The 24,852-nt window shown below is 58.6% G+C and carries 23 protein-coding genes and 1 other RNA gene; 5 read left to right on the top strand and 19 right to left on the bottom strand.

The window, feature by feature from the left end; translation table 11 throughout:
* Nucleotides 1-98 precede the first annotated feature (98 nt).
* The 5 genes from ACORQT_RS05025 to ffs all read right to left on the bottom strand — a co-directional run bounded on the left by ACORQT_RS05025 (nt 99) and on the right by ffs (nt 3,249).
* Complete coding sequence (locus tag ACORQT_RS05025) at nt 99-521, bottom strand: type II secretion system protein N (protein ID WP_050594402.1); 423 nt, start codon at nt 519-521, stop codon at nt 99-101.
* 111 nt (nt 522-632) lie between these two features.
* Nucleotides 633-1,076, bottom strand: a complete 444-nt coding sequence (locus ACORQT_RS05020) for a winged helix-turn-helix domain-containing protein (RefSeq protein ID WP_226772955.1) — start codon at nt 1,074-1,076, stop codon at nt 633-635.
* 434 nt (nt 1,077-1,510) lie between these two features.
* Nucleotides 1,511-2,005 carry a FidL-like protein gene (locus ACORQT_RS05015; RefSeq protein WP_033642090.1) on the bottom strand — a complete coding sequence of 165 codons (495 nt, stop codon included), beginning with the start codon at nt 2,003-2,005 and terminating at the stop codon, nt 1,511-1,513.
* Nucleotides 1,990-2,787 (bottom strand): winged helix-turn-helix domain-containing protein, encoded by a 798-nt coding sequence (locus tag ACORQT_RS05010; protein WP_033642089.1) that lies wholly within the window; start codon nt 2,785-2,787, stop codon nt 1,990-1,992. The genes ACORQT_RS05015 and ACORQT_RS05010 overlap by 16 nt, the downstream gene beginning before the upstream one ends.
* A gap of 365 nt (nt 2,788-3,152) precedes the next feature.
* Nucleotides 3,153-3,249, bottom strand: an RNA gene (gene ffs, locus ACORQT_RS05005) — signal recognition particle sRNA small type.
* Between the two features lie 156 nt (nt 3,250-3,405).
* Here ffs and ACORQT_RS05000 point away from each other — a divergent pair.
* Nucleotides 3,406-3,720, top strand: coding sequence for an MGMT family protein (locus ACORQT_RS05000; RefSeq protein WP_033642088.1), 315 nt, complete (start codon nt 3,406-3,408; stop codon nt 3,718-3,720).
* A 64-nt stretch (nt 3,721-3,784) separates the two neighbouring features.
* Here ACORQT_RS05000 and ACORQT_RS04995 read toward each other — a convergent pair whose 3' ends face one another.
* Nucleotides 3,785-4,276, bottom strand: a complete 492-nt coding sequence (locus tag ACORQT_RS04995; protein WP_033642087.1) for a YbaY family lipoprotein — start codon at nt 4,274-4,276, stop codon at nt 3,785-3,787.
* 231 nt (nt 4,277-4,507) lie between these two features.
* Here ACORQT_RS04995 and tesB point away from each other — a divergent pair, with 231 nt between their 5' ends.
* Nucleotides 4,508-5,371, top strand: coding sequence for an acyl-CoA thioesterase II (tesB, locus tag ACORQT_RS04990; RefSeq protein WP_033642086.1), 864 nt, complete (start codon nt 4,508-4,510; stop codon nt 5,369-5,371).
* Nucleotides 5,372-5,461: 90 nt separating this feature from the next.
* Here the strand turns inward: tesB and amtB are convergent, their stop codons facing one another.
* From amtB to ACORQT_RS04965, 5 genes are all read right to left on the bottom strand, one after another.
* Entirely contained in the window at nt 5,462-6,748 is a 1,287-nt protein-coding gene (amtB, locus tag ACORQT_RS04985; protein WP_042783788.1) for an ammonium transporter AmtB, read from the bottom strand.
* A gap of 35 nt (nt 6,749-6,783) precedes the next feature.
* Entirely contained in the window at nt 6,784-7,122 is a 339-nt protein-coding gene (gene glnK, locus ACORQT_RS04980; protein ID WP_004940327.1) for a P-II family nitrogen regulator, read from the bottom strand.
* Between the two features lie 279 nt (nt 7,123-7,401).
* A complete protein-coding gene (gene smdB / locus ACORQT_RS04975; protein ID WP_033651091.1) occupies nt 7,402-9,180 on the bottom strand; it encodes a multidrug efflux ABC transporter permease/ATP-binding subunit SmdB in 1,779 nt (592 codons plus the stop codon).
* A complete protein-coding gene (smdA, locus tag ACORQT_RS04970) occupies nt 9,173-10,948 on the bottom strand; it encodes a multidrug efflux ABC transporter permease/ATP-binding subunit SmdA (RefSeq protein WP_033642081.1) in 1,776 nt (591 codons plus the stop codon). The genes smdB and smdA overlap by 8 nt, the downstream gene beginning before the upstream one ends.
* Before the next feature lie 92 nt (nt 10,949-11,040).
* The gene (locus tag ACORQT_RS04965) at nt 11,041-11,502 is read right to left on the bottom strand and encodes an Lrp/AsnC family transcriptional regulator (protein ID WP_004940330.1); all 462 of its coding nucleotides are present in this window, start codon (nt 11,500-11,502) and stop codon (nt 11,041-11,043) included.
* Nucleotides 11,503-11,624: 122 nt separating this feature from the next.
* Here ACORQT_RS04965 and ACORQT_RS04960 point away from each other — a divergent pair, with 122 nt between their 5' ends.
* Entirely contained in the window at nt 11,625-12,665 is a 1,041-nt protein-coding gene (locus ACORQT_RS04960; protein WP_033642080.1) for a PLP-dependent cysteine synthase family protein, read from the top strand.
* A gap of 63 nt (nt 12,666-12,728) precedes the next feature.
* Here the strand turns inward: ACORQT_RS04960 and cof are convergent, their stop codons facing one another.
* Nucleotides 12,729-13,550, bottom strand: coding sequence for an HMP-PP phosphatase (gene cof, locus ACORQT_RS04955; RefSeq protein WP_094142063.1), 822 nt, complete (start codon nt 13,548-13,550; stop codon nt 12,729-12,731).
* Nucleotides 13,551-13,654: 104 nt separating this feature from the next.
* On the opposite strand from cof, the gene ACORQT_RS04950 reads away from it, so the two are divergent.
* Complete coding sequence (locus tag ACORQT_RS04950) at nt 13,655-15,391, top strand: SgrR family transcriptional regulator (protein WP_033642076.1); 1,737 nt, start codon at nt 13,655-13,657, stop codon at nt 15,389-15,391.
* Nucleotides 15,392-15,485: 94 nt separating this feature from the next.
* A complete protein-coding gene (gene queC, locus ACORQT_RS04945) occupies nt 15,486-16,184 on the top strand; it encodes a 7-cyano-7-deazaguanine synthase QueC (protein WP_033644204.1) in 699 nt (232 codons plus the stop codon).
* 47 nt (nt 16,185-16,231) lie between these two features.
* Here the strand turns inward: queC and ACORQT_RS04940 are convergent, their stop codons facing one another.
* From ACORQT_RS04940 to clpP, 7 genes are all read right to left on the bottom strand, one after another.
* The gene (locus ACORQT_RS04940; RefSeq protein WP_033642075.1) at nt 16,232-16,633 is read right to left on the bottom strand and encodes an acyl-CoA thioesterase; all 402 of its coding nucleotides are present in this window, start codon (nt 16,631-16,633) and stop codon (nt 16,232-16,234) included.
* Nucleotides 16,634-16,787: 154 nt separating this feature from the next.
* Nucleotides 16,788-17,168, bottom strand: a complete 381-nt coding sequence (locus ACORQT_RS04935) for a ComEA family DNA-binding protein (protein WP_033642074.1) — start codon at nt 17,166-17,168, stop codon at nt 16,788-16,790.
* A 138-nt stretch (nt 17,169-17,306) separates the two neighbouring features.
* The gene (gene ppiD / locus ACORQT_RS04930; RefSeq protein WP_033642073.1) at nt 17,307-19,190 is read right to left on the bottom strand and encodes a peptidylprolyl isomerase; all 1,884 of its coding nucleotides are present in this window, start codon (nt 19,188-19,190) and stop codon (nt 17,307-17,309) included.
* Between the two features lie 178 nt (nt 19,191-19,368).
* Nucleotides 19,369-19,641, bottom strand: a complete 273-nt coding sequence (gene hupB / locus ACORQT_RS04925; protein WP_004940351.1) for a nucleoid-associated protein HU-beta — start codon at nt 19,639-19,641, stop codon at nt 19,369-19,371.
* 216 nt (nt 19,642-19,857) lie between these two features.
* Nucleotides 19,858-22,212, bottom strand: coding sequence for an endopeptidase La (gene lon, locus ACORQT_RS04920; protein WP_019454189.1), 2,355 nt, complete (start codon nt 22,210-22,212; stop codon nt 19,858-19,860).
* A 194-nt stretch (nt 22,213-22,406) separates the two neighbouring features.
* Nucleotides 22,407-23,678: an ATP-dependent protease ATP-binding subunit ClpX gene (clpX, locus tag ACORQT_RS04915; protein WP_004940354.1), complete on the bottom strand. Its 1,272-nt coding sequence runs from the start codon at nt 23,676-23,678 to the stop codon at nt 22,407-22,409.
* A 143-nt stretch (nt 23,679-23,821) separates the two neighbouring features.
* Nucleotides 23,822-24,445 carry an ATP-dependent Clp endopeptidase proteolytic subunit ClpP gene (clpP, locus tag ACORQT_RS04910; protein ID WP_016928858.1) on the bottom strand — a complete coding sequence of 208 codons (624 nt, stop codon included), beginning with the start codon at nt 24,443-24,445 and terminating at the stop codon, nt 23,822-23,824.
* Between the last annotated feature and the right edge of the window lie 407 nt (nt 24,446-24,852).

The raw sequence follows: 24,852 nt of genomic DNA, 5'->3' as shown, positions 1-24,852 counted from the left end.
AAACCGGCGCTCCAGCCTGCGCGGGAACGAAAAATAAAATGCGTCATCACAGTGTTGCCTTATGCTGTAAAACACCCCACGCCGAAGCGGCGCGCCGGCTACTCTTTAAACGTCAGCGCGGCGTAATAACCGTTTTCATCGAGCAGTATTTTGTTTTTTAATATCCGCACGATAACGGCATTGCTGCCGACCAGCCGGTCGCCAACGCCATACCCGGTTTGCTTACCGCCATGTTCCACTATAACCAGGCTTTTTTCGGCGTTATCACTGAACAGCAGACCGGTTATCTTGCCGAGCGCCGCGGCCTCCGGCGCGTTAGCCAGCAGCTCGGCGCCGATCGCCCACTCGCCGACCTTATACCCGCGCGCCTTTTCGCCGCTTTTCGCCGCCTGATAGCGGCCAAACCAGTGTGCGTCGTTAATTTTCTCGATGTCATCTTCCTGGGGAAAGACGCCATGGCGCACTTGCTCACGCCCACTTTCAAGGTGCGGCTCAACGGGTTCGTTATTCACGGTTATCATTCGCCACACCTGAGAAAGCATGAACGTCAAATTAGCCAGGAAGAAAAGTAGAATAAAAAAGTCTATTAACCGCTTGCTCACTGGCCCCCCGGTTATTCAACGGCGCCAACGCTAAGCGGAAATGCCCAACACCATCGCCACGGAAAACAGCAGCGTGATGGCCAGCGCCACTTTATAATTCACGGCATCCAGCCACGTTCGCCGCTGTTTATTAGCCGCCGGTGCCAAGCATTGCTCCCGCGTATTCGCGCGTTCGCAGGCCTGGAAACTCAGCATCACGCCAAATCGGGGAATGGTTTTGATCACCTCGCCCGGAATACCGTGGCGGGAGAGCAAAGCGCGGCATTGGAATATCATTTGATAATAGTTATTGTCGCTGATGGTCTCATGGTTGCAGAACCAGACTGCGCGAATAATGTCATTTTTCTTATAGATGCCACTCAACAGGCACAGCATGAAACGCCGCTGCAATTCGGTCATTTCGATGAGCACATTCTCTTTTTTAAATAACAGCGTCTTTTCATTGTTGTTTAAGATCACTAACTCATTTTCCAACAGAGTCTCGTTCAGGGCAATGCTATGTATGTCCATCTCTCGCCTATCAGTTTAATGAAGTCCAAAGGCTCCCTGTGCCATTACCTTTGCACGCATGCGGCAGATGCATTTTCAACGCAAATAAGTGATTCGCCGTGTTAAGAGCCGGCTCAATTAATCATGTTAAAAATATTCATGCAACTTATTTATTTAAAATAAACAATATAAAATTAATCTAACAAAACAACACAAGCCTAAAGCCATTAAGTCATTTAAAAACATAGTGATAGAAGAATTTATAAAATAAGTGAACCGCCATTAAATTCGATTAGTGATGCGAAAAATAGACAATGACCGATAATAACTCATGTTATTAGTTGTGCGCTAAAAAGACGGCGGAACGCTATAAACGGCAAATAAAATACATCTTTATCGGAGGGGCAATAAAGTAAACGTCAGGATTCAATATTGCATAAGAACATCGGCGAATAGGCATTGCTAAACATCAACGTGTTTTTATCAATGCTGCGAATATGATAAAACGTCGACTCATTGCTGAAAAAGTAGGTATAAATCTCTTCCGGCAAGGTATCACGCGGCGAATAGTTGACCTCGCCGTACTGAAATCGATAAAAACTCCCCTGCGAAACATAGCTGAAGTTAACCCGCCGATTGACGAAGTATTTCTTTTCACCGTCGTTGGCTAACCCCGACAGGACCATCACGCCCTTATCGCCGGACAAAAAGATATAGTTTATTTTCAGCGACAGCTGAATGTCGTTATGGGCCGCCTGCGCGTCCAGTGAATTGAAATAATTGAACGTGGCGTTCGCTTCACAGGAAAAATCACTGAAGTCATGATGGCTGCGTATCAGGGAATACATCACGCTGCCGGTCAACACGCACAGGCCGACCAGCGTGGCTGACAGAATATTTAACTTTTTTTCCATGCCCGAATGTACTCGCTCTCACAGTTATGCAAAACAGCCGCACTGTCCTTCGTGCATTTGGCGATAAACTGGCGTCCGCTGTCTTCATTGGCATTTTGAGAACGGTTAACCTTGGTAATGACGACCTCGCCGGATCGGCAATGCCGGCCATACAAATCTTTCCTGACCAGAAACTGCAAGTAGCCGTCCTGGTGATTCGCCAAAAAATGGCCGGCATAGTAGATCGGGCAACCGTTCACCGTGCCGACGTAGGACAATACCTGCTTCTTTTCACTGTCGCGATGGTGCTTGTAATAGATGAAGCACAGCGCCAGAAAAGATAAGGGTACGACGATCGATAAACTGCGCAGCAGAATAAAAAAATAGTGATGGGTGTTTTTTGTCGTTGCGGCAGGTGACGCCAACGTCACCGCGGCATCGGCAAGCTGAGGGGGCTCGGGTAAATCAATCCGCAGTCGGTCGACAGGTATTATTCGATTAAGTCTATACCCCTTTTTGGATAGGGTAACGATGAGACGCTCGTTGAAACCGACAGATGTCAATGCGCGTCGGGTCAGGCTGATATATTGATTTAACGTCGCGGAAGAGGCGCTCAAGCCGTGATCGGTCCAAACCTGCTGCAACAGCGTCTCGCGGCTCACCGTCTCATGGCCGTGTTCAAGCAAGCATTTGAATACTCTGGCATTGACGCTGGATAAGAAAACTTCCCGCCCCTTCTTTAAACTTTTCAATGAACCGTTTTCAGTATTAAATGTAATATCTTTATCAATGATATAAATCATGTTTAGCCTGACAGCGCACACGGGTTATTATTTAAACTTATTGAGCCAGTTCGACGACCGCCGCTAAGCGCGGATAGTTTTTTCGCACAGAGAAAAAACAATACTAACGTCATCCCAACAGGTGCGCAACTTTAAGAATTTTCCCCATCTCTCCATCCTTATTTGTCCCACAAATGGCGGTATACGCGTTATTTTTTCGCCGTCATCGGATCTGTTGGCAACAATACATTTCTATCAGGGGGATAAAGGCTAAAACGGTGCAGAGGGCACGCTTCGCGATCGCGAGGTGAAAGTAACGCCTGTTCAGCGTATCGACTTGATGAATAACGGGGAAGAGCGTTTTGCGGGACGCAAATGGGTGGGGACCCTGCCAGCTACATCCCGGCACACACGTCACCTGCTGCGGCTGCTTCCTTCCGGACCTGACCGAGTTCACAAGTTAGTGTTGCGGGAGAACCAACAGGGCCCCCATTGACGGCTTCTGTACTCCGAAGCGGTGGGCATTATCGGCGATGCCCCATCAAATAGCAAGCCAACCCGGGCCAACCGCTGTTTTCTTGCCCACCTGCATTGTGGCACACTCTCCGCCTGGGTTTTGACTCGCGCAGGAACTGCAACATGCAACCAGAAGACGCCTCTTTCAGCCAGCGGGTATTCCATATCGTGGCCGCTATTCCGTACGGCAAAGTCACCACCTACGGTGAAGTCGCCCGTCTGGCCGGTTCGCCGCGCGCCGCGCGTCAGGTCGGCGGCGTGCTGCGGCGTTTGCCGGAAGGCAGCACGCTGCCGTGGCACCGCGTAATCAACCGGCACGGGCAAATCTCGCAACAGGGGGAGGATTTTCAACGGCAACGGCAGGCATTGCTGGCGGAGGGGATTATTTTCGGCCCGCACAGCACGGTCGATTTCGATCGCTACGGCTGGCGCTGGTAAAACAAAACAGCCTTTGGCCGAAGCGCAAAGGCTGTTGATTGGGTCTTGCCGTACCGCAGCAGAATTACTGCATCGCGCTTGGCGCAGCCTGCATCGGCACGCCCTGCACCGGAACCAGCAGCAGATCGGCGCGGGTGCCGTTGCGGTTAACCACTTCCTGGATCGTGTCGGTAATGAACATCAGTCGCCCGTTGACCGTCACCGCCGCGCTCAGAATGATGCGCGCATTCGGTTGGATATCAGACGGGTTGTACGGCAGCGTAAAGTTGAACGGCGCTTGTTGCCCTTCGGTACGTATCGCGCGCTGTGCAATCACTTTGGACGGCGCATCCGCCAGCGAGGCATCAGAGAGGGTGACAGTCAGTACGGCGTCCGGCGGCAGCGCAATGCGCTGACGTATATTAACCGAACCTGTCACCGCCGGCCCCTGAATCTGCGTTTGCGCAGCCGCCGGGTTGCCGGCCGCCGGTGTAGGCACATCAGCACTCTTTTGCGCGCATCCTGCCAGCGTGATCGTCAGTGCTGCGGCACCGCCTACGATTTGCCAGAGTTTCATGGATCGGTCTCCTTTTTTATTATCAACACGTTGGTGGCTTTCACCACCTCACTCATTAAACTTAGCACAAAACACTGATAAATCCACTTTGCCCCGCCTATTAATCACTTAGCCAGCCCAACGCGCTCACTATTAAGAGCATTCTCATCGGCCCTTTAACGCAAGATATTGACGCCGCGCCGTGATATTCCGCACACTGCGCAAAATGATTATTAGAAAGGTAACAATTTTATGAGCCAGGCATTGCAAAACCTCCTCGATCTGCTGGATCTGGAGAAAATCGAAGAAGGGCTGTTCCGCGGCCAAAGCGAAGATCTGGGGCTGCGTCAGGTGTTCGGCGGGCAAGTGGTCGGCCAGGCGCTGTACGCCGCCAAACAGACGGTGCCGGACGAGCGCAGCGTGCACTCGTTCCACAGCTACTTCCTGCGCCCGGGCGACAGCAGCAAGCCGATCGTCTACGACGTAGAAACCCTGCGCGACGGCAACAGCTTCAGCGCCCGTCGCGTCAGCGCCATCCAGCACGGCAAACCTATCTTCTATATGACCGCCTCCTTCCAGAGCCCGGAAGAAGGTTTCGAGCACCAGAACCAGATGCCGGACGTCCCGCCGCCGGAAGGGCTGCTGTCCGAATCAGAGATTGCTCAGAAGCTGGCGCCGATGTTGCCGACCAAAGTACGCGAAAAATTTATCGGTCAGAAGCCGATCGAAATGCGCCCGGTGAAATTCCACAACCCGTTGAAGGGCAGCGTGGAAGAACCGCATCGCTACGTGTGGTTCCGCGCCAACGGCAGCATGCCGGACGATGCGCGCATCCACCAATATCTGCTGGGCTACGCATCGGACTTTAACTTCCTGCCGACGGCGCTGCAGCCGCACGGCGTCGGCTTCCTCGAGCCGGGCATGCAGGTGGCCACCATTGACCATTCGATGTGGTTCCACCGCCCGTTCCGCATGGATGATTGGCTGCTGTACGCGGTGGAAAGCTCCTCCGCCTCCGGCGCACGCGGCTTTGTGCGCGGCCAGATCTACACCCGCGACGGCGTGCTGGTCGCCACCACCGTACAGGAAGGGGTGATTCGCCAACGCGACGCCTGATTTGCGGCATAAAGAAAGGGGCGATGTTTCCATCGCCCCTTTTTGCTTCATCATTATTTTCGTATTTAGCGCACTGCCCTGCTTCGAGTCTTACTGGTTGTAGGCGCTCTCGCCGTGGCTGTTGACGTCCAACCCTTCGCGCTCCTGCTCTTCCGGCACTCTCAGCCCCACCATCGCGCCCGCGATCTTGAAGGCGATAAAGGCGGCGACGCTTGACCACACCAGCGTAATCACGACGCTCAGCAGCTGGATCCACACCTGATGCCCCATCGTCACCCCTTCGGCATAGCCGGTGCCGCCGAGGGAAGAAGCGGTGAACACGCCGGTCAGCAGACAGCCGACGATGCCGCACACGCCGTGCACGCCGAACACGTCGCAGGTGTCGTCCACTTTCAGCCATTTCTTCAACGTCACTACGCCCCACAGGCCTGCGACGCCCCCCACCAGGCCGATGATCAACGCGCCGCCCACGCCCACGGTGCCCGCCGCCGGCGTAACGGCAACCAGCCCGGCGATCATGCCGGAGCAGGCGCCCAGCAACGAAGGCTTGCCGCGCAGCACCCACTCGGCGAAGGTCCAGGACAGAATGGCGCCCGCAGTAGCCACCACAGTGTTCAGGAATGCCAAGGCCGCGATGCCGTTAGCCGCGCTGGCGGAACCGGCGTTAAAGCCGAACCAGCCGATATACAAGATGGACGCGCCGGTAAACACCATCGGCAGGTTATGCGGTTTGAACGCCTCTTTACCGAAGCCGGCGCGTTTGCCGAGCAGATAGGCGCCGATCAGCCCGGCGCTGGCGGCGTTGATGTGCACCACGGTGCCGCCGGCGAAGTCCAGCGCGCCGTCGGTGGCCAGATAGCCACCGCCCCACACCATGTGCGCGATCGGCAGGTAAGACAGGGTGAACCACACGATCGCGAAGATCAGCACCGCCGAGAAGCGAATGCGTTCGGCGAAGCCCCCCACCACCAGCGCCACGGTAATGCAGGCGAAGGAGGCCTGGAAAGCGACATGGATCATCTGGCTGATGCTGCCGGTGACGCTGTCGATGCCGATGCCTTTCAGCATCGCCGTCTGGAATCCGCCGAACACCGCATTGCCTTCGCTGAACGCCAGGCTGTAGCCATACAGCACCCACAGCACGCAGACCAGCGCGAAGGTGACGGTAACCTGCGTCAGCATCGACAGCACGTTTTTGCCGCGCAGCAGGCCGCCGTAAAACAGCGCGATGCCGGGCAGCGTCATGAACAGCACCAACGCGGTGCAGATCATCATAAAGGCGTTGTCGGCCTTATCGGCGACCGCCGGGGCGGCCAGGGCCAAAGAAGGAACCAGGGTTACCGAACTCAGGCCCAACATGGATAACAGTCTTTTCATTATCAATCATCCCCATCACTTAACTGAGTTCGCGGTTACAGTGCCGATTCGTCGGTTTCGCCGGTGCGAATACGGATCACGCGTTGCAATTCGGCAACGAAAATTTTGCCGTCGCCGATTTTGCCGGTGTAGGCGGCTTTGCTAATGACATCAACCACTTCATCCAACTGATCGTCGGCGATGGCGATATCGATTTTGACCTTGGGCAGGAAATTGACGTTATATTCGGCGCCGCGATACAGCTCGGCGTGCCCTTTCTGGCGGCCAAAGCCCTTCACTTCGGTTACGGTCAACCCCTGAATGCCCACGGAGGACAAGGCCTCGCGCACGTCCTCCAGCTTGAACGGTTTGATTACCACGGTCACCAGCTTCATATTGCCTCTCCACGAATTAAGCCCAAACTCACCCCGGTACGCCTCATATGTAGCAAGGGCTGTGCCAAATTTTATTTTGCATGGCGATTCAGCGGATTAGCGGGCACGCGGGCGCCGCCGCGGCGCGGTGCAGTACCGATACCTTGAATGGGTTAAATAATGCGCACTGATTTGGTGCGCGTCGCGTCGAAAAAGTGCAGAAAGGGGGCGTAGCCTGGCGGAGTTGCCTGCTTGTGGTGCGTTGGGGAAAAATAAGGGCCGCGATCGCGGCCCGTGGGATCAGGCGGGTTGGCTCTCGTCGCGCACCGCTTCCGCCAACTGCTCGCCCGCCAGCTGCAGCTGATACATCTGGTAGTAGCGCCCCTGCTGCGCCAGCAGCTGTTGATGGTTGCCCTGCTCCACCGCCTGGCCGCGATGCAGCACCAGAATGGAATCGGCATCGACGATCGTCGAGAGGCGGTGAGCGATCACCACCAGCGTGGTGTGCTCGCGGATCACGCGCAGCGCCCGCTGGATAGCCTGCTCGGTGCCCGAGTCGATGTTGGCGGTCGCCTCGTCGAGGATCAGGATCTGCGGCGCCTGCACCAATACCCGCGCCATCGCCAGCAGCTGTTTCTGCCCGACCGACAGGTTATTGCCCTGCTCCCCCAGCCGGGTATGGATACCCTGTGGGAAGCCGCGCACCAGACTCGCCAGCTGCACCGTTTCCAGCGCCCGCCAGACGGCTTCTTCATCGATGTTGCGCCCCAGCGTCACGTTGGCCAGCACCGAATCGGCGATCACCACCGGATCCTGTTGCACCATCGCCACGCCCTGGCGCAGCGTGCGGTGCGACAGGCTGGAGAGCGGACGGCCGTCGAGACGCACTTCCCCTTCGCTGACCGGGTAATAGCCCATCAGCAGGTTAGCCAGCGTGCTCTTGCCGCTGCCGGTGTGGCCGACCAGCGCCACGAAGCCGCGTGAGGGCACCGCCAGCGAAATATGCTGCAGCACCTTTTTATCCGCACGGTAGGCGAAGCTCAGATCGGTGATGTCGATGCTGCCGCTGGCCAACGGACGATCGTCTGCGCCGTAGCTTTGCTGGCTGCGATCCATCAGTTCGAAAATACGTTCGCCGGCCACCACCGCCTGCTGCAGGATCGACTGTTGTGACGTCAACTCGATCAGCGGTTCGTTCAAACGCCCCAGGTAGTTGATGAAGGCATAGAGCACGCCGACGCCAATCACGCCTTCGCCGCTGAAGCCGAACAACATCAGCAAACCGCACAGCACCAGCGCCGAAAACAGACTGAGCAGCGGCCGCAGCAGAAACCCGTCGAGCCGCAGCGTCTGCATGCGCGCGAGATAGTGCGACTGGCTGGCGGCGCTCATGCGCTCGCCGAACCGCACCTGCTGGCGGAATTGCTGGATCACGCCCATGCCGTTGATCACTTCGTTGAAACCGTCGTTGATGTCCGCCAGATAACTGCGCACCCGGCGCACAATCGGCGTGCTGTAATATTGATAGATGCCCATCACCACGAACACCGCCGGGAAGATGCAGATAGCCACTAACGCCATGCGCCAGTCGAGGCTGAACATCGCCACCAGCATGGCGCCGATCAGCGCGGCGCTTTTCAGCACCGTGGAGACCACCATCACGTACAGGTCCTTGATCACTTCGGTGTCGTTGGTGACGCGCGAGATCAATTGCCCGACCGGTTGCGTGTCGAAGGCGCTGAGCGGCTGGCGCAGCGCGGCGTCCATCACGTCGGTACGCAGCCGCTGCACCACGCCTACCGCCGCCTGGTTGAACAGCAGCGCCTGGAAGTAGTGCAGCGCCGCCGCCAGCAGCTCCAGCAGAATGTAGGCCGCCGCCAGCCCGCCGACAATCATCAGCGGCAGTTGCCCTTTGGCGACGTAATTATCGATAAAATAGCTGACCAGGATCGGCCCGGCGACTTCCGCCGCCGCCGCCACCCACAGCATCAGCACCGCCACCCCCAGCGGTTTGCGGTACGGCGAGCCGTAGGCCAGTAGCCGCTTCAGCGTCGGCCACAGCTTTTGCACTTTATTCATCGGCCAACGCCTCCTCACCGTTTTCCGGCGCTTCGTCCAGCGCCGCTTCCAGCTGCTGATAACGGTACATATCGCGATACCAGCCCGGCTGCGCCGCCAGCGCCGCCGGATCGCCGCGCTGCGCCACGCCGCCGTGCTGCATCACCAGGATTTCGCTGGCTTCGGTCAATGCCGACAGCCGGTGCGCGCTGATGATCACCGTGCGATCTTGCCCCCAGCTGCGCAGGTTGTGCAGGATCTGGTGCTCGGTACGGCCGTCCACCGCCGACAACGCATCGTCGAGGATCAGGATCTCCGCATCCAGCAGCAACGCGCGCGCGATGGAGATGCGCTGTTTCTGGCCGCCCGACAGCATCACGCCGCGTTCGCCCACTTCGGTGTCATAGCCCTGCGGCAGCCGCAGAATGTCCTCATGGACGCTGGCCAGCCGCGCCGCCTGTTCAATCTGCGCCTGCGTCGCCCCCGGCTGGCCCAGCGCGATGTTGTTCGCCACGGTATCGGAGAACAGGAACGGCGTCTGGCTCACTACCGACAGCCGCGAACGCCAGTCGTCGAGCCTGACCTGCGGAAGCGGCAGGCCGTGATAGCGGATCTGCCCTTGGTCGACGTCGAACTGACGCTGGATCAGCGACAGTAATGTCGACTTACCGGCCCCGGTCGGCCCGCACAGCCCCAGCATCTGCCCCGGCTTCAACGTCAGCGCCACGTCATGCAGCGCCGGGTGCGGGTTTTCCGGGTAGTGGAACGCGCGGATATCCACCTCCAGCACGCCGCGCCCGGCCGGCAACGCCTGCGGGCCGTCCTGCACCGCCGGCGCCTCGTCGAGCAGGCTGCGGATACGGCTGTAGGCCGCGCTGCCGCGCTCGACGATGTTGAACATCCAGGCCAGCGCCAGCATCGGCCAGATCATCAGGCCGAGGTACATCACAAAGCTGGTCAGTTGCCCGAGCGTCAGCGAACCGTTCACCACCATCCAGCTGCCGCCGCCGATGGCCAGCAGGTTAGAGGCGCCGATGGCGATATAAATGGTCGGATCGAAGCGCGCATCCACCCGCGCCACGTGCATGTTCTTGGCGCCGGTCTGCGCCGCGACGTCGGCGAAGCGGTTGGATTGGTGATCTTCCAGCCCGAAGGCCTTGATCATGCGGATGCTGGTCATGCTTTCCTGCGCCTGATCGTTGAGGCTGGAAAACGCCGCCTGCGCCGATTTAAAGCGCTGGTGCAGCTGATCGCCGTAATATTTGATGGCGATCGCCATCAGCGGCATCGGGATTAACGCCAACACCGTCAGCTGCCAGCTGATTTGGGTGCTCATGACCACCAGCACCACCAACCCCATCACCAGCGAATCCACCAGCGTCAGCACGCCTTCACCGGCGGCGAACACCACGCGATCCACGTCGTTGGTGGCGCGCGCCATCAGATCGCCGGTGCGGTGGCGCAGGTAGAACGCCGGGTTCTGCCGACTGAGCTGACGGTAAAAGTTTTCGCGCAGCTCGACCGCCAGCTGGTAGGAAGCGCCGAACAGCAGCACCCGCCACACATAGCGCAGCAGGTAAACGACGATCGCGGTGCCGATCATCAGCCCGAGCCAGGCCAACAGCACGCCGGTGGACATCTGTTTTTCGGTGACGCCGTCCACGATGATGCCGACCAGTTTAGGCGGCAGCAGTTGCAGGATGGCGATGACGATCAGCAATACCACCGCGCCCAGGTAGCGGCGCCACTCCCGGCGGAAGTACCAGCCGATTTGTGCAAATAATCTCACGCAGTTTGATTCCAGGGTTTTATGAGGTTTGTCTCTTTTTCCGCTTCAACGGAGCAGGATACCACCGTTGAGCCGCCCGTCCGGTGAACTTTTCACTCCGGCACCGGCAGCGCGGTGGTGTATTTGATTTTTTCCATGGCAAAGCTCGAGGTGACGTCGATAAGGCCCGGCACGCCGTTCACCAGGCGCTTGTAAAAACCGTCGTAACTTTTCATGTCCGCCACTTCGACCTGCATCAGGTAGTCGTACTCTCCCGCCATACGGTAGAACGCCAGCACCTCGGGCATCTGGCTGGTCAGCTGCACAAACGCCTGATACCACTCGCTGCTGTGCTGTTGGGTCTTGATCAGTACGAACGCCGTCAGCCCCAGGCCAAGCTTTTCGTTATCCAACAAGGCCACCCGGCCGCGGATATAGCCTTCGTCTTCCAGACGCTTCAGGCGCTTCCAGCACGGCGTAGAGGTCAAATTAACCGCATCGGCCAGCGCCTGCAGCGACTGGGTGCAATCTTGCTGCAGCATGCACAGCAGCTTACGGTCTGTTTTATCTAACATGGCGGCCACCTGGAGAAAAATTTTCTCCCATTAGGCGATTAAACAGGGAAAATGGCAATCCTTTTTTCCTGCCGACAGGCTATGCTACGCCATAAATCAGCCCCCTATTCTGAGGCCAAATCATGACAAACTCTTGGGTAAAATATGCTATCGGTGAAATAGAAGCGGATTTTCAACGCTCCGCCGATACGCACCTGATTCGCCTGAACCTGCCGGCGTTTCCCGGCATCTGCCTGTACCTGAAAGATGAGAGCACCCACCCGACCGGCAGCCTGAAACACCGCCTGGCGCGCTCGCTGTTCCTTTACGGCCTGTGCAACGGCTGGATCACCGAGAACACCACCATCATCGAGGCCTCTTCCGGCAGCACGGCGGTGTCCGAAGCCTACTTCGCGCGGCTGATCGGTCTGCCGTTCATCGCGGTGATGCCGTCCTGCACCGCACGCCGCAAGGTAGAACAGATCGCCTTTTACGGCGGCCGCTGTCACTTCGTCGATCACGCCGCCCAGATCTACGCCGCTTCCGAACAGCTGGCGAAAGAGCTGAACGGCCACTATATGGATCAGTTCACCTACGCCGAGCGCGCCACTGACTGGCGCGGCAACAACAATATCGCCGACAGCATCTTCCGCCAGATGGCGCGCGAACCCTTCCCGGTGCCGAAACACATCGTGATGAGCGCCGGCACCGGCGGCACCTCCGCCACGCTGGGGCGCTATATCCGTTATCAGGGGCACGACACCCGGTTGACGGTGGTCGATCCGGAAAACTCGGTGTTCTATGACTGCTTCCACCACGGTGATCGCACCCTGATCGGCAGCTGCGGCAGCCGTATCGAAGGCATCGGCCGCCCACGCGCCGAGCCGTCGTTCATCCCTTCGGTGGTCGATAACATGTTGCGGGTGCCGGACGCCGCCAGCGTCGCCACCATTCACTGGCTGGAGGCCGTGCTCGGCCGCAAGGTCGGTGCCTCCACCGGTACCAACGTCTGGGGCGCGCTGCAATTGGCGAAGCAGATGCGGGAAAACGGCGAGCAAGGGGCGATCGTCACCCTGCTGTGCGACAGCGGCGAGCGCTACCTCGATACCTATTACAACCCGGAGTGGGTCAGCAACAACATTGGCGATCTGCAACCGTATCTGGCGCAGCTGGCGGATTTGTAACGCCGGGCGCAACGTAAAAAAAAGCCGGGTAGTCATACCCGGCCGGCTGTAAGGAGAACCTCATTATTCGGGGGAATAGGTGAGGCAAGGTGAACGCAGCCAATGTTGTAAATAATGAGCCACCGCCTGTTGTTGGCAGTGGCCGATAACCGGCAGCTGCGGCAGCAGGGATTTCAGCTGCGGCAGGGCGTTCCCCATCACCACGCCGTGTCCCACCGCGCCCAGCATCTCTTTGTCGTTCATCGCATCGCCGAACGCCATGCAGTCGGCCATCGTCAATCCCAGGTGACGGCTCAGCCGGTCCAGCGCCGCGCCCTTGTTGCAACCGAGCGGCAGCACCTCCAGGCAATCGTAAGCGGAGAAACACAGATCGGCCTCGCCGCCCAGCTGCGCCCGCAGCTGCACCTGCAATTCCAGCAACGCCTCATGCGGTGCGACAAAGCACACCTTGCTGTTGCCGAACGCCGGTAAGCGGCGCACGTCAGCCAGTTGGAAACGAAAGCCGCTCAGGTGGTGCGCCTGCAGCATCTCTTCCGGCGCGGGGAACTCGGTCAGCCAACCTTCGTCGCGGAACACGTGCATGCTGGCGCGGGTGCGCCAATGATGATGCAGCACCTCTTCGGCGATCTCCGCCGGCAGATCGGTGGCGTGCAGCTGTTGGCCACGGTTGTCATACACCCGCGTGCCGTTGCCGGTGATCAGATAGCCCTGCAGCCCCAGCTGCGCCATGATCGGCTGCGCATCAAGGTAGTGCCGCCCGGTGGCGAACGTCACCACCATCTCCCGCTCCACCAGCTGGTTCAGCACCGCCAGCGTTTCCGGGCCAACCCGGTGATCCGGCATCAACAGCGTGCCGTCCATATCGAAAGCCGCCAGGCGATACATAAAGACCTCATGAATGTGAACGCGATTACAATCAGTGCAGTATGGGATGGTATTTGCGGAAGTAATAGTGAACAATTTGGGAAAACTGTTCCGGATTTCTGCTCATGCGCCTGGTTCACCGTCTCAGCCAATATCAACGCCTGTATCAACAGCTCGGCAACGCGCCGGTCGCCGTGACCATCGGCGAGCTGGCGGCAATGTTCTACTGCAGCGAACGCCATGCCCGCACGCTGGTGCAGCAGCTGCAGGATCAGGGCTGGCTGAGCTGGCATTCGCAGCCCGGCCGCGGCAAACGCGCCAGCCTGCACTGCCTGAAAACACCGGATGAGCTGCGCGCGCAGCTGTTGCAGCAGCTGTTGCAACAGGGCAATCATCAGGGGGCGCTGGAGATGGCGCAGCTCGATCCGCAACACCTGCAGGATCTGCTCAGCCCGCACCTCGGCGGGCAATGGCAAGCCGGCAGCCCGACGCTGCGCATTCCCTATTACCGTACGCTGGAGGCGCTCGATCCGCTCACGCTGACCGGCCGCGCCGAGCAACATCTGGTGTCGACCCTGCACGCCGGGCTGACGCGCCTGATGACCGGTAACCCGGAGCCGCAGCCCGATCTGGCGCACCACTGGCAGATAAGCGATGGCGGCCTGCGCTGGCGGTTCTTTTTGCGTAGCCAGCTGCGCTGGCACAACGGCGAACCGTTGACCGGCCAGCAACTGCTGCAAACGCTGGAAAAACTGCTGGGCCATCCGCGCAGCCAACCCAGCCTGAGCAGCATCGCGAACGTCAGCCTGCCGCATCCGTTGTGCATTCAGTTCGACCTGCACCTGCCGGACTATTGGCTGGCCCACCGGCTGGCGGAGCTACCTTGTCTGATGACACACCCGGAGCTGCCGGCCATCGGCGCCGGCCCATTTAAACTGGCGTTGAATGAACCGCAGTTGGTGAGGCTGGAACAGCATGCCGGTTACCATCGGCAGCATCCGTATCTGGACACCATCGAATACTGGATCACGCCCGATCTGCCCACCGCCGGCGCCGATGCCAGCTGCCGGCATCCGGTGCGCATCACCATCGGCCAGCAAGACGATTTGGCGCAGGCCCGGCCGGTGCAGCGCAGCATGAGCCTGGGCTGGTGTTATCTGGCGCTGAACCTGCGCCACGGCGTGCTGAGCGAAGCCCAGGGGCAAAAGCTGCTGATGCTGATCCAGCAGTCCGGCCTGCTCAGCCATCTGCCGATCCCCAACAGCGTGATCACCCCCAGCCATGAAATGCTGCCCGGCTGGCGCATCCCCAGCCAACGGATTGAAGAAGATGTCCCGCTGCCCGCTCGGCTAACATTGCTGTATCGGCCGCCGGTCGAGCTGGAAACGGTGACGGTCGCGCTACAGCGGCTGCTCGCGCAGCACGGCTGCGAGCTGGAAGTGCGTTACTACGCCGGCAAACGCTGGCAAAGCGAGGCGCAGATCGCCCAGGCCGACCTGCTGCTGGCGGACAACCTGATCGGCGAGGCGCCGGAGGCGACGCTGGAGAGCTGGCTGCGGCAGGATCCGCTGTGGCGCGGCATCCTGACGGCAAGCCGCTGGCAGCAGCAGCAGGAGACGCTGCGGGAGATCCAGCAGCTGCAGGCGCAGCCACTGCGCTTCGAACGGCTGCAGGCCTATTATCAACAGCTGATGGCCGCCGCCATCATCACGCCGCTGTTCCACTACCAGTATCAGATCAGCGCGCCGCCGCGCATGCATGGCGTGACGCTGACCGCCCATGGCTGGTTCGATTTTTGCCAGGCGTGGCTGCCGCCGCCGGTGGATGACGCACCGACCGGAGCCGAACCGCCCTGCGCCTGACGGCCCTTTCTGCTACTATTGTCGCCGCAACGCAATTTTTATCCTGCCGCCCGAATGTGTATCGGGAATGGCCAAAGCCCAAAAAGGTGATTTTATGAAGCGCGCGGTTGTCGTTTTCAGCGGTGGACAAGACTCCACGACCTGCTTGATCCAGGCATTGCAACAGTATGACGAAGTTCACTGCGTCACGTTCGATTACGGCCAGCGCCATCGCGCCGAAATTGAAGTGGCTCAGGAGCTGTCGGAGGCCCTCGGCGCCAAGGCGCACAAGGTGCTGGACGTGACGTTGCTCAATGAGCTGGCCATCAGCAGCCTGACTCGCGACAATATTCCGGTTCCCGCCTACGATCCCAACCAGAAAAACGCGCTGCCGAGCACCTTCGTGCCGGGCCGCAACATCCTGTTCCTGACGCTGGCGGCGATCTACGCCTACCAGGTGGAAGCGGAGGCGGTGATCACCGGCGTGTGTGAAACCGACTTCTCCGGCTACCCGGATTGCCGCGACGAGTTCGTCAAAGCGCTGAACCAGGCGGTGGTGTTGGGCATCGCCCGCGATATCCGCTTCGAAACGCCGTTGATGTGGCTGAACAAGGCCGAAACCTGGGCGCTGGCGGACTATTACCAGCAGCTGGATCGGGTGCGTCAGGATACGCTGACCTGCTACAACGGCATCAAGGGTGACGGCTGCGGCGAATGCGCCGCCTGCAACCTGCGCGCCAATGGCCTGACGCAATATCGCGCCAACCAGGCGGAAGTGATGGCGGCGTTGAAACAGAAGGCCGGTCTGGCCTGAGGCAGCGACGGCGGCAGCCTCCGCCGCCGGTGAGCTGACTGCGAATGTTATTTGGGCGTGAGCGCTTCCAGGTGCTCGCGCAATTCCCCTTCAATCGGCAGCGCCCGCTGCGTTTTCAGATCGACGCACACGAAAGTCAGCAGCGCGTCGGCCACCGGCGTCCCCGCCGGATCCTGCGTCACCTTCTGGCTCAGCACCCCGCTTTTGCCGTTGAGCTGCACCATCTGGCTGTCGATGCGCAGTTTATCCCCCAATACCGCCGGGCTGCGGTAATTGATATTGATGTTCACCACGATGAAAGCGATGTTGTTTTCCGTCATCCAGCGGAACCCTGCCTCGTTTTCCAGCCACTCCCAGCGCGCCTCCTCCAGAAACTCCAGATAGCGGGCATTGTTAACGTGCTGGTAGACATCAAGGTGATAACCGCGAACTTTGATAAAGGTTTGCATAGGGAACGATCGCTCCTGCCTGGTGATTACAGAAAGAGGGAGCCGCGTGGGCTCCCTCGCCCGTTTGGTCAACGCGCCAAACTGGTAAGACCTGTAAAATGTAGCAGAGTCGCCATTGCCTCAGCGGCATTTTGCCGCGCAGCCGCGACCGGGATCACATTTTCAGCCGAGTGCGGTTCTTCTCGAACAGCGCCGGTCCGATGCCCGGCACCTCCTGCAGTTGCTCAACCTGGGTGAATGGCCCGTTCTGTTCGCGATAGCGCACAATGCCTTCCGCCTTCTTCAGACCGACACCGCTCAAAGCCGCTGCGAGCTGTTCGGCGGTGGCCTGATTGATGCTGACCGCCGTCTCTTCGGCCGCCTTGGTCATCGCCTGTTGCCCGCCATTGCTCGTCGGGGTTGAGAGCATCGGCGCCGGCGCATCGGCTTTATCCGCCGCGGCGGCCGGCACCGCCAGGCATAACAACAGCGCGGCCAGCGCGGCTTTAACGTGATGACGGTAACCTGATAACGTTTTTTTCTCTGTATGTTGCATGCTGTATCCTCCTTGTGTGTGACAGCACGGCTACCTTGCCGCGGCGGCAGATATTCAGCAATCGGCGGATATCAGATGTGGAAAAGGCCGCGAAAGCGGCCTTTGTTTGTTGCACTGCGTTGCAGAAAAATGCGGCGATTACTGCGGCTGTTGCTCAGCGGCGCCCATTTTAATTTTGGCTTCTTTACGCAGGCTCGCCAGCAGCGAATCGAAGGAAACGCCGGTCGCGCCCTCTTCCATCTTGCCGACGAAGGTTTTCATTTCGTCTTCCGGCAGCGTGCCTGGCTTCACCGCATCTAGTGCGATCAGCACCACGTTGTCCTGGCGATCCTGCGACATGCCGTACACCGGTTTGCCGTCCTGCGGGTGCGGCAACGCGAACACGCTCTCCACCAGCTGGCTGTCTTCCGGCGCGCGCGCCATCTTCTGCACGGCGCCAAAGCTCAGGCCGGCGGCTTTCATCGCCTCGTCGCCCTTGCCCTGCTTCAGCTCAACCAGCAGCTTCTCGCCCTGTAGTTTCGCTTCCTGCACCGCCTTGTTGCGCTTCACCAGATCCGCCACGCGGTCTTTTACCTGGTCGAACGGCTCGATGCCTTCCGGCTTGTGACCGCTCACGCGCACCACGAAGGCGCGGTCGCCGTCTACGGTGATCACGTCGGAGTTACTGCCCGGCGCGCCGTTCTCGCCGATCAGCGAACCGTCGAAGATCGCCTGCACCACCGGCTTGAAGTTCAGCGCCGCAGGGATGTTGTCACGGGTGAACCAGTCGGTTTGCGCCGCTTTCACGCCCGCCGCTTCTTCAGCCGAGGCCAGGGATTCGTTGTCGCTGGTCGCCGCTTCGCTCACCTTCTGCTGCAGCGCGTAATACGCATCTACCGCTTTCTCCTGCTTCACCTGCTTGGCGATAGCGTCATGCACTTCGCTCAGCGGCTTCAGTTTCTCTGGTTCGATGTCGTTCAAACGCACGATCAGGTAGCCGACGGAAGATTTCACCACGCCGGACAGCTGCCCTTTTTCAGTCAGGTTAGCCTGCTTCAGCTCGTCGGCGGTGGTTTCCGGCTCCAGCCAACCCAGTTCACCGCCGGTACGGCGTGAAATGATGTCGGTGGATTTCTCTTTCGCCAGTGTGGCGAAATCGGCGCCCTTCTTCAGCTCATCCAGCGCCGCATTGGCTTCCGCCTCGGTTTTCAGCTGGATCACGCTGTAGTTTTTACGCTCCGGCTGGCCGTAGCTGCTCTTGTGCTGGTCGTAGTAAGCGCTGATGTCCTCTTCGCTCACTTTCACCTTATCCTGCATGGACGCGGCGTCCAGCGGGATATAGCTCACCTTCACCTGCTCCGGGGCGATGAAGCTGTTCTTGTTCTGATCGTAATACGCCTTCAGTTCGTCGTCGCCGGCGCTCTGTTTCGCCTGCAGCGCCTTCAGATCGATAGTCGCCAGACGCACGTCGCGCTCCTGCAGCACCAACGCCGCCATGGCTTGCGATTCGGACGGCAGCACGAAGCCGGATTCGCCGAAGGCCTGGATCAGCTGCTGATTGACCAGCTGCTGACGCATCGACTGCGCGAAGTTGTCGGCGGTGTAGCCCATACGGCCGATCAGGTCGAGGTACTTGGCGTTATCGAACTGGCCGTTGGTTTGGAAATAAGGCGCCTTGCGGATGGCGTCCTTGATCTGATCGTCGCTGACCGCCAGGCCCAGCTTCTTGGCGTATTGGTCGAGCAGCATGTTGTCGATCAACTGGGACAACACCTGACGGCGCATCTGCTGCATGTAGCCTTCGTTGCCGGCCAGCGCAGAGAACTGGTCACCCAGCTGCTGCTGCATGCGGCTACGCTCGCTTTGGAAAGCCTGTTCCAGCTGAGCGCGTTCGATCGTCTGACCATTTACTTTCGCAGCATAATCGCCGGAGCCGCCGATCAGGTAGTTACCCACCCCGGTCAGGACGAATGACAGGATGATCAGGGCCAGGATGATTTTGAGCACGACGTGATTGGCAGCCGCGCGTAAATTGTCCATCATAGTGTGACAACACTCCGCTGTGATGTGGATTAACAACCCTTGTGCAGGCGCGTTCCCTGCGACAAAAATAAAAAAAGCGCATCAGTCCGATGCGCCTTGTATCTTACCTTACCAGCACCGCTGCGTCAGGTGATTGTTTATTACAAAACCCTGTTACGCTAAACGGTTAGACGCCAAATCAGTTTACAGCGTCTTTCAGCGCTTTCCCTGCACGGAAGGCCGGCACTTTGGCTGCCGCGATCTTGATTTCTTTACCGGTTTGCGGGTTACGGCCGGTACGAGCCGAACGTTCACGCACGGTGAAGGAACCGAAACCAACCAGAGCCACGTCATCCCCAGCTTTCAGAGAGTCGGTAACGGAAGCGATTACTGCGTCTAAAGCACGTCCAGCTGCCGCTTTGGAAATATCAGCACCTGCGGCAATCTTGTCGATCAGTTGTGACTTATTCACTCTATCATCCCCTCTAGAATTCTATCGTCGCACCGAAAAATCCCTACGGTTGCGACAGCGCAGCTGTTATATCAATCCCATCGAACCTTGGCAAGCCACCGACTGCGTGGCAAAACGTGGGCCGACAGAGATCTAACTTAGCGGTACAAAAAAATACTGGCAAGTCCGAAATGGCTTGCCAGTATAAGTTTTATCAATGGTTTTTGCGATTCGTCACTATTTTGCCGCTACCGGCAGTGCGCCGAAGGCCGGGTTTTGCAACGCAATGTTCAAAACTTCATCGATTCGCTGCACCGGATGAATCTCCAGATCGGCGATTACATTGTCCGGGATCTCTTCCAGATCGCGCTTGTTCTCGTAAGGGATCAGCACGGTTTTGATGCCGCCGCGATGCGCCGCCAACAGTTTCTCTTTCAGGCCGCCGATCGGCAATACCTGGCCGCGCAGCGTGATCTCGCCGGTCATCGCCACATCGGCGCGTACCGGGTTGCCGGTCAGGCAGGAGACCAGCGCGGTGCACATCGCGATACCGGCGCTTGGGCCGTCTTTCGGCGTCGCCCCTTCCGGCACGTGCACGTGGATGTCGCGCTTCTCGTAGAAATCGGCGTTGATGCCCAATTTCTCCGCGCGCGCGCGCACCACGGTCAGCGCCGCCTGAATCGATTCCTGCATCACTTCACCCAGAGAGCCGGTGTAAGTCAGCTTGCCTTTGCCCGGCACGCAGGCGGTTTCGATGGTCAGCAGATCGCCGCCCACTTCCGTCCACGCCAGCCCGGTGACTTCGCCCACGCGGTTTTCGGTATCCGCACGGCCGTAATCGACGCGCTGCACGCCCAGGTAGTCCTTCAGGTTGTCGCCGTTGATCTCGATGTGCTTGCGCTTCTTATCCATCAGCAGCGTTTTCACCGCTTTACGGCACAGTTTGGAGATTTCGCGCTCCAGGCTGCGCACCCCGGCTTCGCGGGTGTAGAAGCGAATGATGCCGATGATGGCGCTGTCGTCGACCGTCAGCTCGCCTTTTTTCAGCGCGTTGCGCTCAAGCTGCTTCGGCAGCAGGTGCTGTTTGGCGATGTTGAGCTTTTCGTCCTCGGTATAACCCGACAGACGGATCACTTCCATACGGTCCAGCAGCGGCGCAGGGATGTTCATCGAGTTGGAGGTGGCGACGAACATCACGTCGGACAGATCGTAATCCACTTCCAGGTAGTGGTCGTTGAACGCCACGTTCTGTTCCGGATCCAGCACCTCCAGCAGAGCGGAAGCCGGATCGCCGCGCATGTCGGAAGACATCTTGTCGATCTCATCCAGCAGGAACAGCGGGTTCTTCACCCCAACCTTGGCCATTTTCTGGATCAGTTTGCCCGGCATCGATCCGATGTAGGTACGGCGGTGACCGCGGATTTCCGCTTCGTCACGCACGCCGCCCAACGCCATGCGCACGTACTGGCGCCCGGTCGCTTTGGCGATCGACTGCCCCAGCGAGGTTTTACCCACGCCCGGCGGCCCAACCAGACACAGGATAGGCCCTTTGATTTTGCTGACGCGGCTCTGCACCGCGAGGTACTCGAGGATGCGATCCTTGACGCGCTCCAGGCCGTAGTGATCGGTATCGAGCACTTCCTGCGCCTTGACCAGGTCTTTTTTCACCTTGCTGCGCGCGTTCCACGGCACCTGAAGCATCCAGTCGATGTAGCCGCGTACCACGGTCGCTTCCGCCGACATCGGCGACATCATCTTCAGCTTTTGCAGTTCCGCTTCGGTTTTCTCGCGCGCCTCTTTCGGCATTTTCGCCGCATCGATCTTGCGCTTCAGCGCTTCATGCTCGTCCGGCGCGTCGTCCATCTCACCCAGTTCTTTCTGAATCGCCTTCATCTGCTCATTCAGATAGTACTCGCGCTGGCTCTTCTCCATCTGCTTCTTAACGCGGTTGCGGATGCGTTTCTCAACCTGCAGCAGGTCGATCTCCGACTCCATCATCGCCATCAGGTATTCCAGACGCTCGGTGATGTCGGACATCTCGAGCACCGACTGTTTGTCGCTGAGTTTCAGCGGCATGTGGGCGGCGATGGTGTCCGCCAGGCGCGCGGCGTCGTCGATGCTGTTCAGTGACGTCAGCACCTCCGGCGGGATTTTTTTGTTCAGTTTGATATAGCCTTCAAACTGATTGATCGCGGTGCGCACCAGCACTTCTTGCTCGCGCTCGTCGATAGCCGGCGATTCAAGGTATTCCGCCTGCGCGGCAAAATGCTCACCGCTGTCGGACAGCGTAGTGATGCGTGCGCGCTGCAGCCCCTCGACCAGCACTTTTACCGTGCCGTCCGGCAGCTTCAGCATCTGCAGGATCGACGCTACGGTGCCAACCGAGAACAAGTCGTTAATGCCAGGTTCATCCGTTGAGGCCTCTTTCTGTGCCACCAGCATGATCTTCTTATCGTGATCCATTGCGGCTTCGAGGCACCGAATCGATTTTTCCCGGCCAACAAATAACGGGATCACCATGTGCGGATAAACCACCACGTCGCGCAATGGCAAAACGGGGATTTCAATGCGTTCGGAACGCTCAGGGTTCATAGAGCTCTCTCTTAGTTTAATTTCCGCCAGGTTGAGGGGGAATCTCATGAGACGCAAGCATCTAACGTTTCATAAAATCTGGTTAATGAGTATATGGGGATGAATCTCTTACATTCAACGGCAAGAATGCAGGAAAAAGAAATGGGGGATGAAATCCCCCATTTTGCTGATAACGCGCTGGTTTAACTGGCTAATTATTCGCCAGACGCCTGGGCTTCCGGCTTGCCGTAAATCAGCAGCGGTTTGGATTGACCGGCGATCACCGACTCGTCGATCACCACTTTATCCACGCTGTCCATCGACGGCAGATCGTACATGGTATCGAGCAGCGCGCCTTCCACGATGGAACGCAGGCCGCGGGCGCCGGTTTTGCGCGCCATGGCTTTCTTGGCGATGGCGTTCAGCGCTTCGTCACGGAACTCCAGCTCCACGCCTTCCAGGTTGAACAGCGCCTGATACTGCTTGGTCAGAGCGTTCTTCGGCTCTTTCAGGATCTGAATCAGCGCGTCTTCGCTCAGCTCGCTCAGGGTCGCCACCACCGGCAGACGGCCGATGAACTCAGGGATCAGACCGAACTTGATCAGGTCTTCCGGTTCGGCCTGCAGCAACAGTTCGCCTTCGGTGGCCTTCTCGGACTCGCCCTTGACGGTCGCGCCGAAGCCGATGCCGGAGCCGGTGTTGACGCGCTGACCGATCACCTTATCCAGGCCGGCAAATGCGCCGCCGCAGATAAACAGGATCTTGGAGGTATCGACCTGCAGGAACTCCTGCTGCGGATGCTTGCGCCCGCCCTGCGGCGGAACCGCGGCGATGGTGCCTTCAATCAGCTTCAGCAGCGCCTGCTGCACGCCTTCACCCGAAACGTCACGCGTGATAGACGGGTTGTCGGACTTGCGGGAAATCTTATCGATTTCATCGATATAAACGATGCCGCGCTGCGCTTTCTGCACGTCATAGTCACATTTTTGCAACAGCTTCTGGATAATATTTTCCACGTCCTCGCCCACGTAACCGGCTTCGGTCAGCGTGGTGGCGTCGGCCATGGTGAACGGCACGTCCAGGAAGCGCGCCAGCGTTTCCGCCAGCAGAGTCTTGCCGCTGCCGGTCGGGCCAATCAGCAAGATGTTGCTCTTGCCCAACTCGATACCGTTGCTGGTATCGCCGTTGCGCAGGCGTTTGTAGTGGTTGTACACCGCAACCGCCAGCACTTTCTTCGCCTGCTCCTGACCGATGACATAGTCATCCAGGTGGTGGCGGATTTCGTGCGGCGTCGGCAGCGCACTGCGCTCACGATGCGGGGCAACTTCTTTAATCTCTTCGCGAATAATGTCGTTACACAGATCGACACATTCATCGCAGATATACACTGACGGCCCGGCAATCAGCTTACGCACTTCATGCTGGCTTTTGCCGCAAAAAGAGCAGTACAGCAGCTTTCCTGAACCGTCTTTGCGCTTATCTGTCATCAGTCAAACCTCTTCTTTAGTCTTGTCCCGCAGGAAAATCACGGCGGCAGTGCGCCCAAACTCATATCGGGAACGCCGGGAGGCTACAACAGAGCGAGCCCCTGCCCACTCTGATTACTATAGTCCATCGGCGCCGCGTGGTTCTAGCTGCGGTGTGTCAGAATGCCGTCAACCAGGCCGTATTCCACGGCTTCTTCCGCGGTCATAAAGCGATCGCGCTCGGTATCGCGCTCGATCTGCTCCAGCGGCTGGCCGGTATGCTCGGCCATCAGTTCATTCATGCGCGCTTTCACCTTGAGGATTTCACGCGCGTGGATTTCGATGTCCGTCGCCTGGCCCTGGTAGCCGCCCAGCGGCTGGTGAATCATCACGCGCGAGTTCGGCAGGCAGAAACGTTTGCCTTTGGCGCCCGCGGTCAGCAGGAAGGAGCCCATCGAGCACGCCTGCCCCATACAGATGGTGCTGACGTCCGGCTTGATGAACTTCATGGTGTCGTAAATCGACATGCCCGCGGTGATCACCCCGCCCGGCGAGTTGATGTAGAGGAAAATGTCTTTTTCCGGGCTTTCCGCTTCGAGGAACAGCATTTGCGCCACGATCAGGTTGGCCATGTGATCTTCCACCTGGCCGGTCAGGAAAATGATGCGCTCTTTCAGCAGGCGGGAATAGATGTCGTAAGAACGCTCCCCGCGTGAAGTCTGCTCTACCACCATCGGCACCAGCGCCATGTTCGGTGCAAATTGATCTCGTTCGCCACTGTATGACATTACCGTCTCCTAATAGAAATTGCCTTGGCGGCCAGGGTGTCACCCTAATACGCCGATTCTACTTGAGAACGGCCATGATGACTATGCTCAAGCATTCGACCCGCGCCACACGTACCCGACGGTTATTTCATCCCGCGCACTTTGGCAAACAGCCCCAGAATTATTCTTTACAGATTGGGGGAGCCCGGCGCGATTTCAAGCCCAGAGGCCGATTTTCTCCGCGCGCCGGAAACGATGCCGTTATTCTGACCGTTATCATGCCAGCCAGTTCCCCAGGCAACAGGGTAAATATAGTGCATATTGCCCCGCTTAACCTGAGATTAATCAGCAACGTGGCAAAAAGAAAAGCCCGCAACCTGAGGTTGCGGGCTTTTTCATCGTGCGCCGGTTCGCCAGGCGAAACCGGG

The sequence above is a fragment of the Serratia sp. (in: enterobacteria) genome (genome assembly GCF_052400455.1).
Taxonomy (GTDB): Bacteria; Pseudomonadota; Gammaproteobacteria; order Enterobacterales; family Enterobacteriaceae; genus Serratia; species Serratia ureilytica.
The sequence above is the reverse complement of the archived record's forward strand: the minus strand, read 5'-3'. Positions and strand labels throughout refer to the sequence as shown.

Coding starts and splice junctions, on each gene's coding strand:
- ACORQT_RS04950 (WP_033642076.1), top strand. CDS start 13,655: ATGCGCCTGGTTCACCGTCTCAGCCAATATCAACGCCTGTATCAACAG.
- lon (WP_019454189.1), bottom strand. CDS start 22,212: ATGAACCCTGAGCGTTCCGAACGCATTGAAATCCCCGTTTTGCCATTG.
- amtB (WP_042783788.1), bottom strand. CDS start 6,748: ATGAAAAGACTGTTATCCATGTTGGGCCTGAGTTCGGTAACCCTGGTT.
- cof (WP_094142063.1), bottom strand. CDS start 13,550: ATGTATCGCCTGGCGGCTTTCGATATGGACGGCACGCTGTTGATGCCG.
- ACORQT_RS04935 (WP_033642074.1), bottom strand. CDS start 17,168: ATGCAACATACAGAGAAAAAAACGTTATCAGGTTACCGTCATCACGTT.
- ACORQT_RS05025 (WP_050594402.1), bottom strand. CDS start 521: ATGATAACCGTGAATAACGAACCCGTTGAGCCGCACCTTGAAAGTGGG.
- glnK (WP_004940327.1), bottom strand. CDS start 7,122: ATGAAGCTGGTGACCGTGGTAATCAAACCGTTCAAGCTGGAGGACGTG.
- queC (WP_033644204.1), top strand. CDS start 15,486: ATGAAGCGCGCGGTTGTCGTTTTCAGCGGTGGACAAGACTCCACGACC.
- ACORQT_RS04940 (WP_033642075.1), bottom strand. CDS start 16,633: ATGCAAACCTTTATCAAAGTTCGCGGTTATCACCTTGATGTCTACCAG.
- smdB (WP_033651091.1), bottom strand. CDS start 9,180: ATGAATAAAGTGCAAAAGCTGTGGCCGACGCTGAAGCGGCTACTGGCC.
- ACORQT_RS04965 (WP_004940330.1), bottom strand. CDS start 11,502: ATGTTAGATAAAACAGACCGTAAGCTGCTGTGCATGCTGCAGCAAGAT.
- clpX (WP_004940354.1), bottom strand. CDS start 23,678: ATGACAGATAAGCGCAAAGACGGTTCAGGAAAGCTGCTGTACTGCTCT.
- ACORQT_RS05000 (WP_033642088.1), top strand. CDS start 3,406: ATGCAACCAGAAGACGCCTCTTTCAGCCAGCGGGTATTCCATATCGTG.
- ppiD (WP_033642073.1), bottom strand. CDS start 19,190: ATGATGGACAATTTACGCGCGGCTGCCAATCACGTCGTGCTCAAAATC.
- ACORQT_RS04995 (WP_033642087.1), bottom strand. CDS start 4,276: ATGAAACTCTGGCAAATCGTAGGCGGTGCCGCAGCACTGACGATCACG.
- ACORQT_RS05010 (WP_033642089.1), bottom strand. CDS start 2,787: ATGATTTATATCATTGATAAAGATATTACATTTAATACTGAAAACGGT.
- clpP (WP_016928858.1), bottom strand. CDS start 24,445: ATGTCATACAGTGGCGAACGAGATCAATTTGCACCGAACATGGCGCTG.
- tesB (WP_033642086.1), top strand. CDS start 4,508: ATGAGCCAGGCATTGCAAAACCTCCTCGATCTGCTGGATCTGGAGAAA.
- ACORQT_RS04960 (WP_033642080.1), top strand. CDS start 11,625: ATGACAAACTCTTGGGTAAAATATGCTATCGGTGAAATAGAAGCGGAT.
- ACORQT_RS05015 (WP_033642090.1), bottom strand. CDS start 2,005: ATGGAAAAAAAGTTAAATATTCTGTCAGCCACGCTGGTCGGCCTGTGC.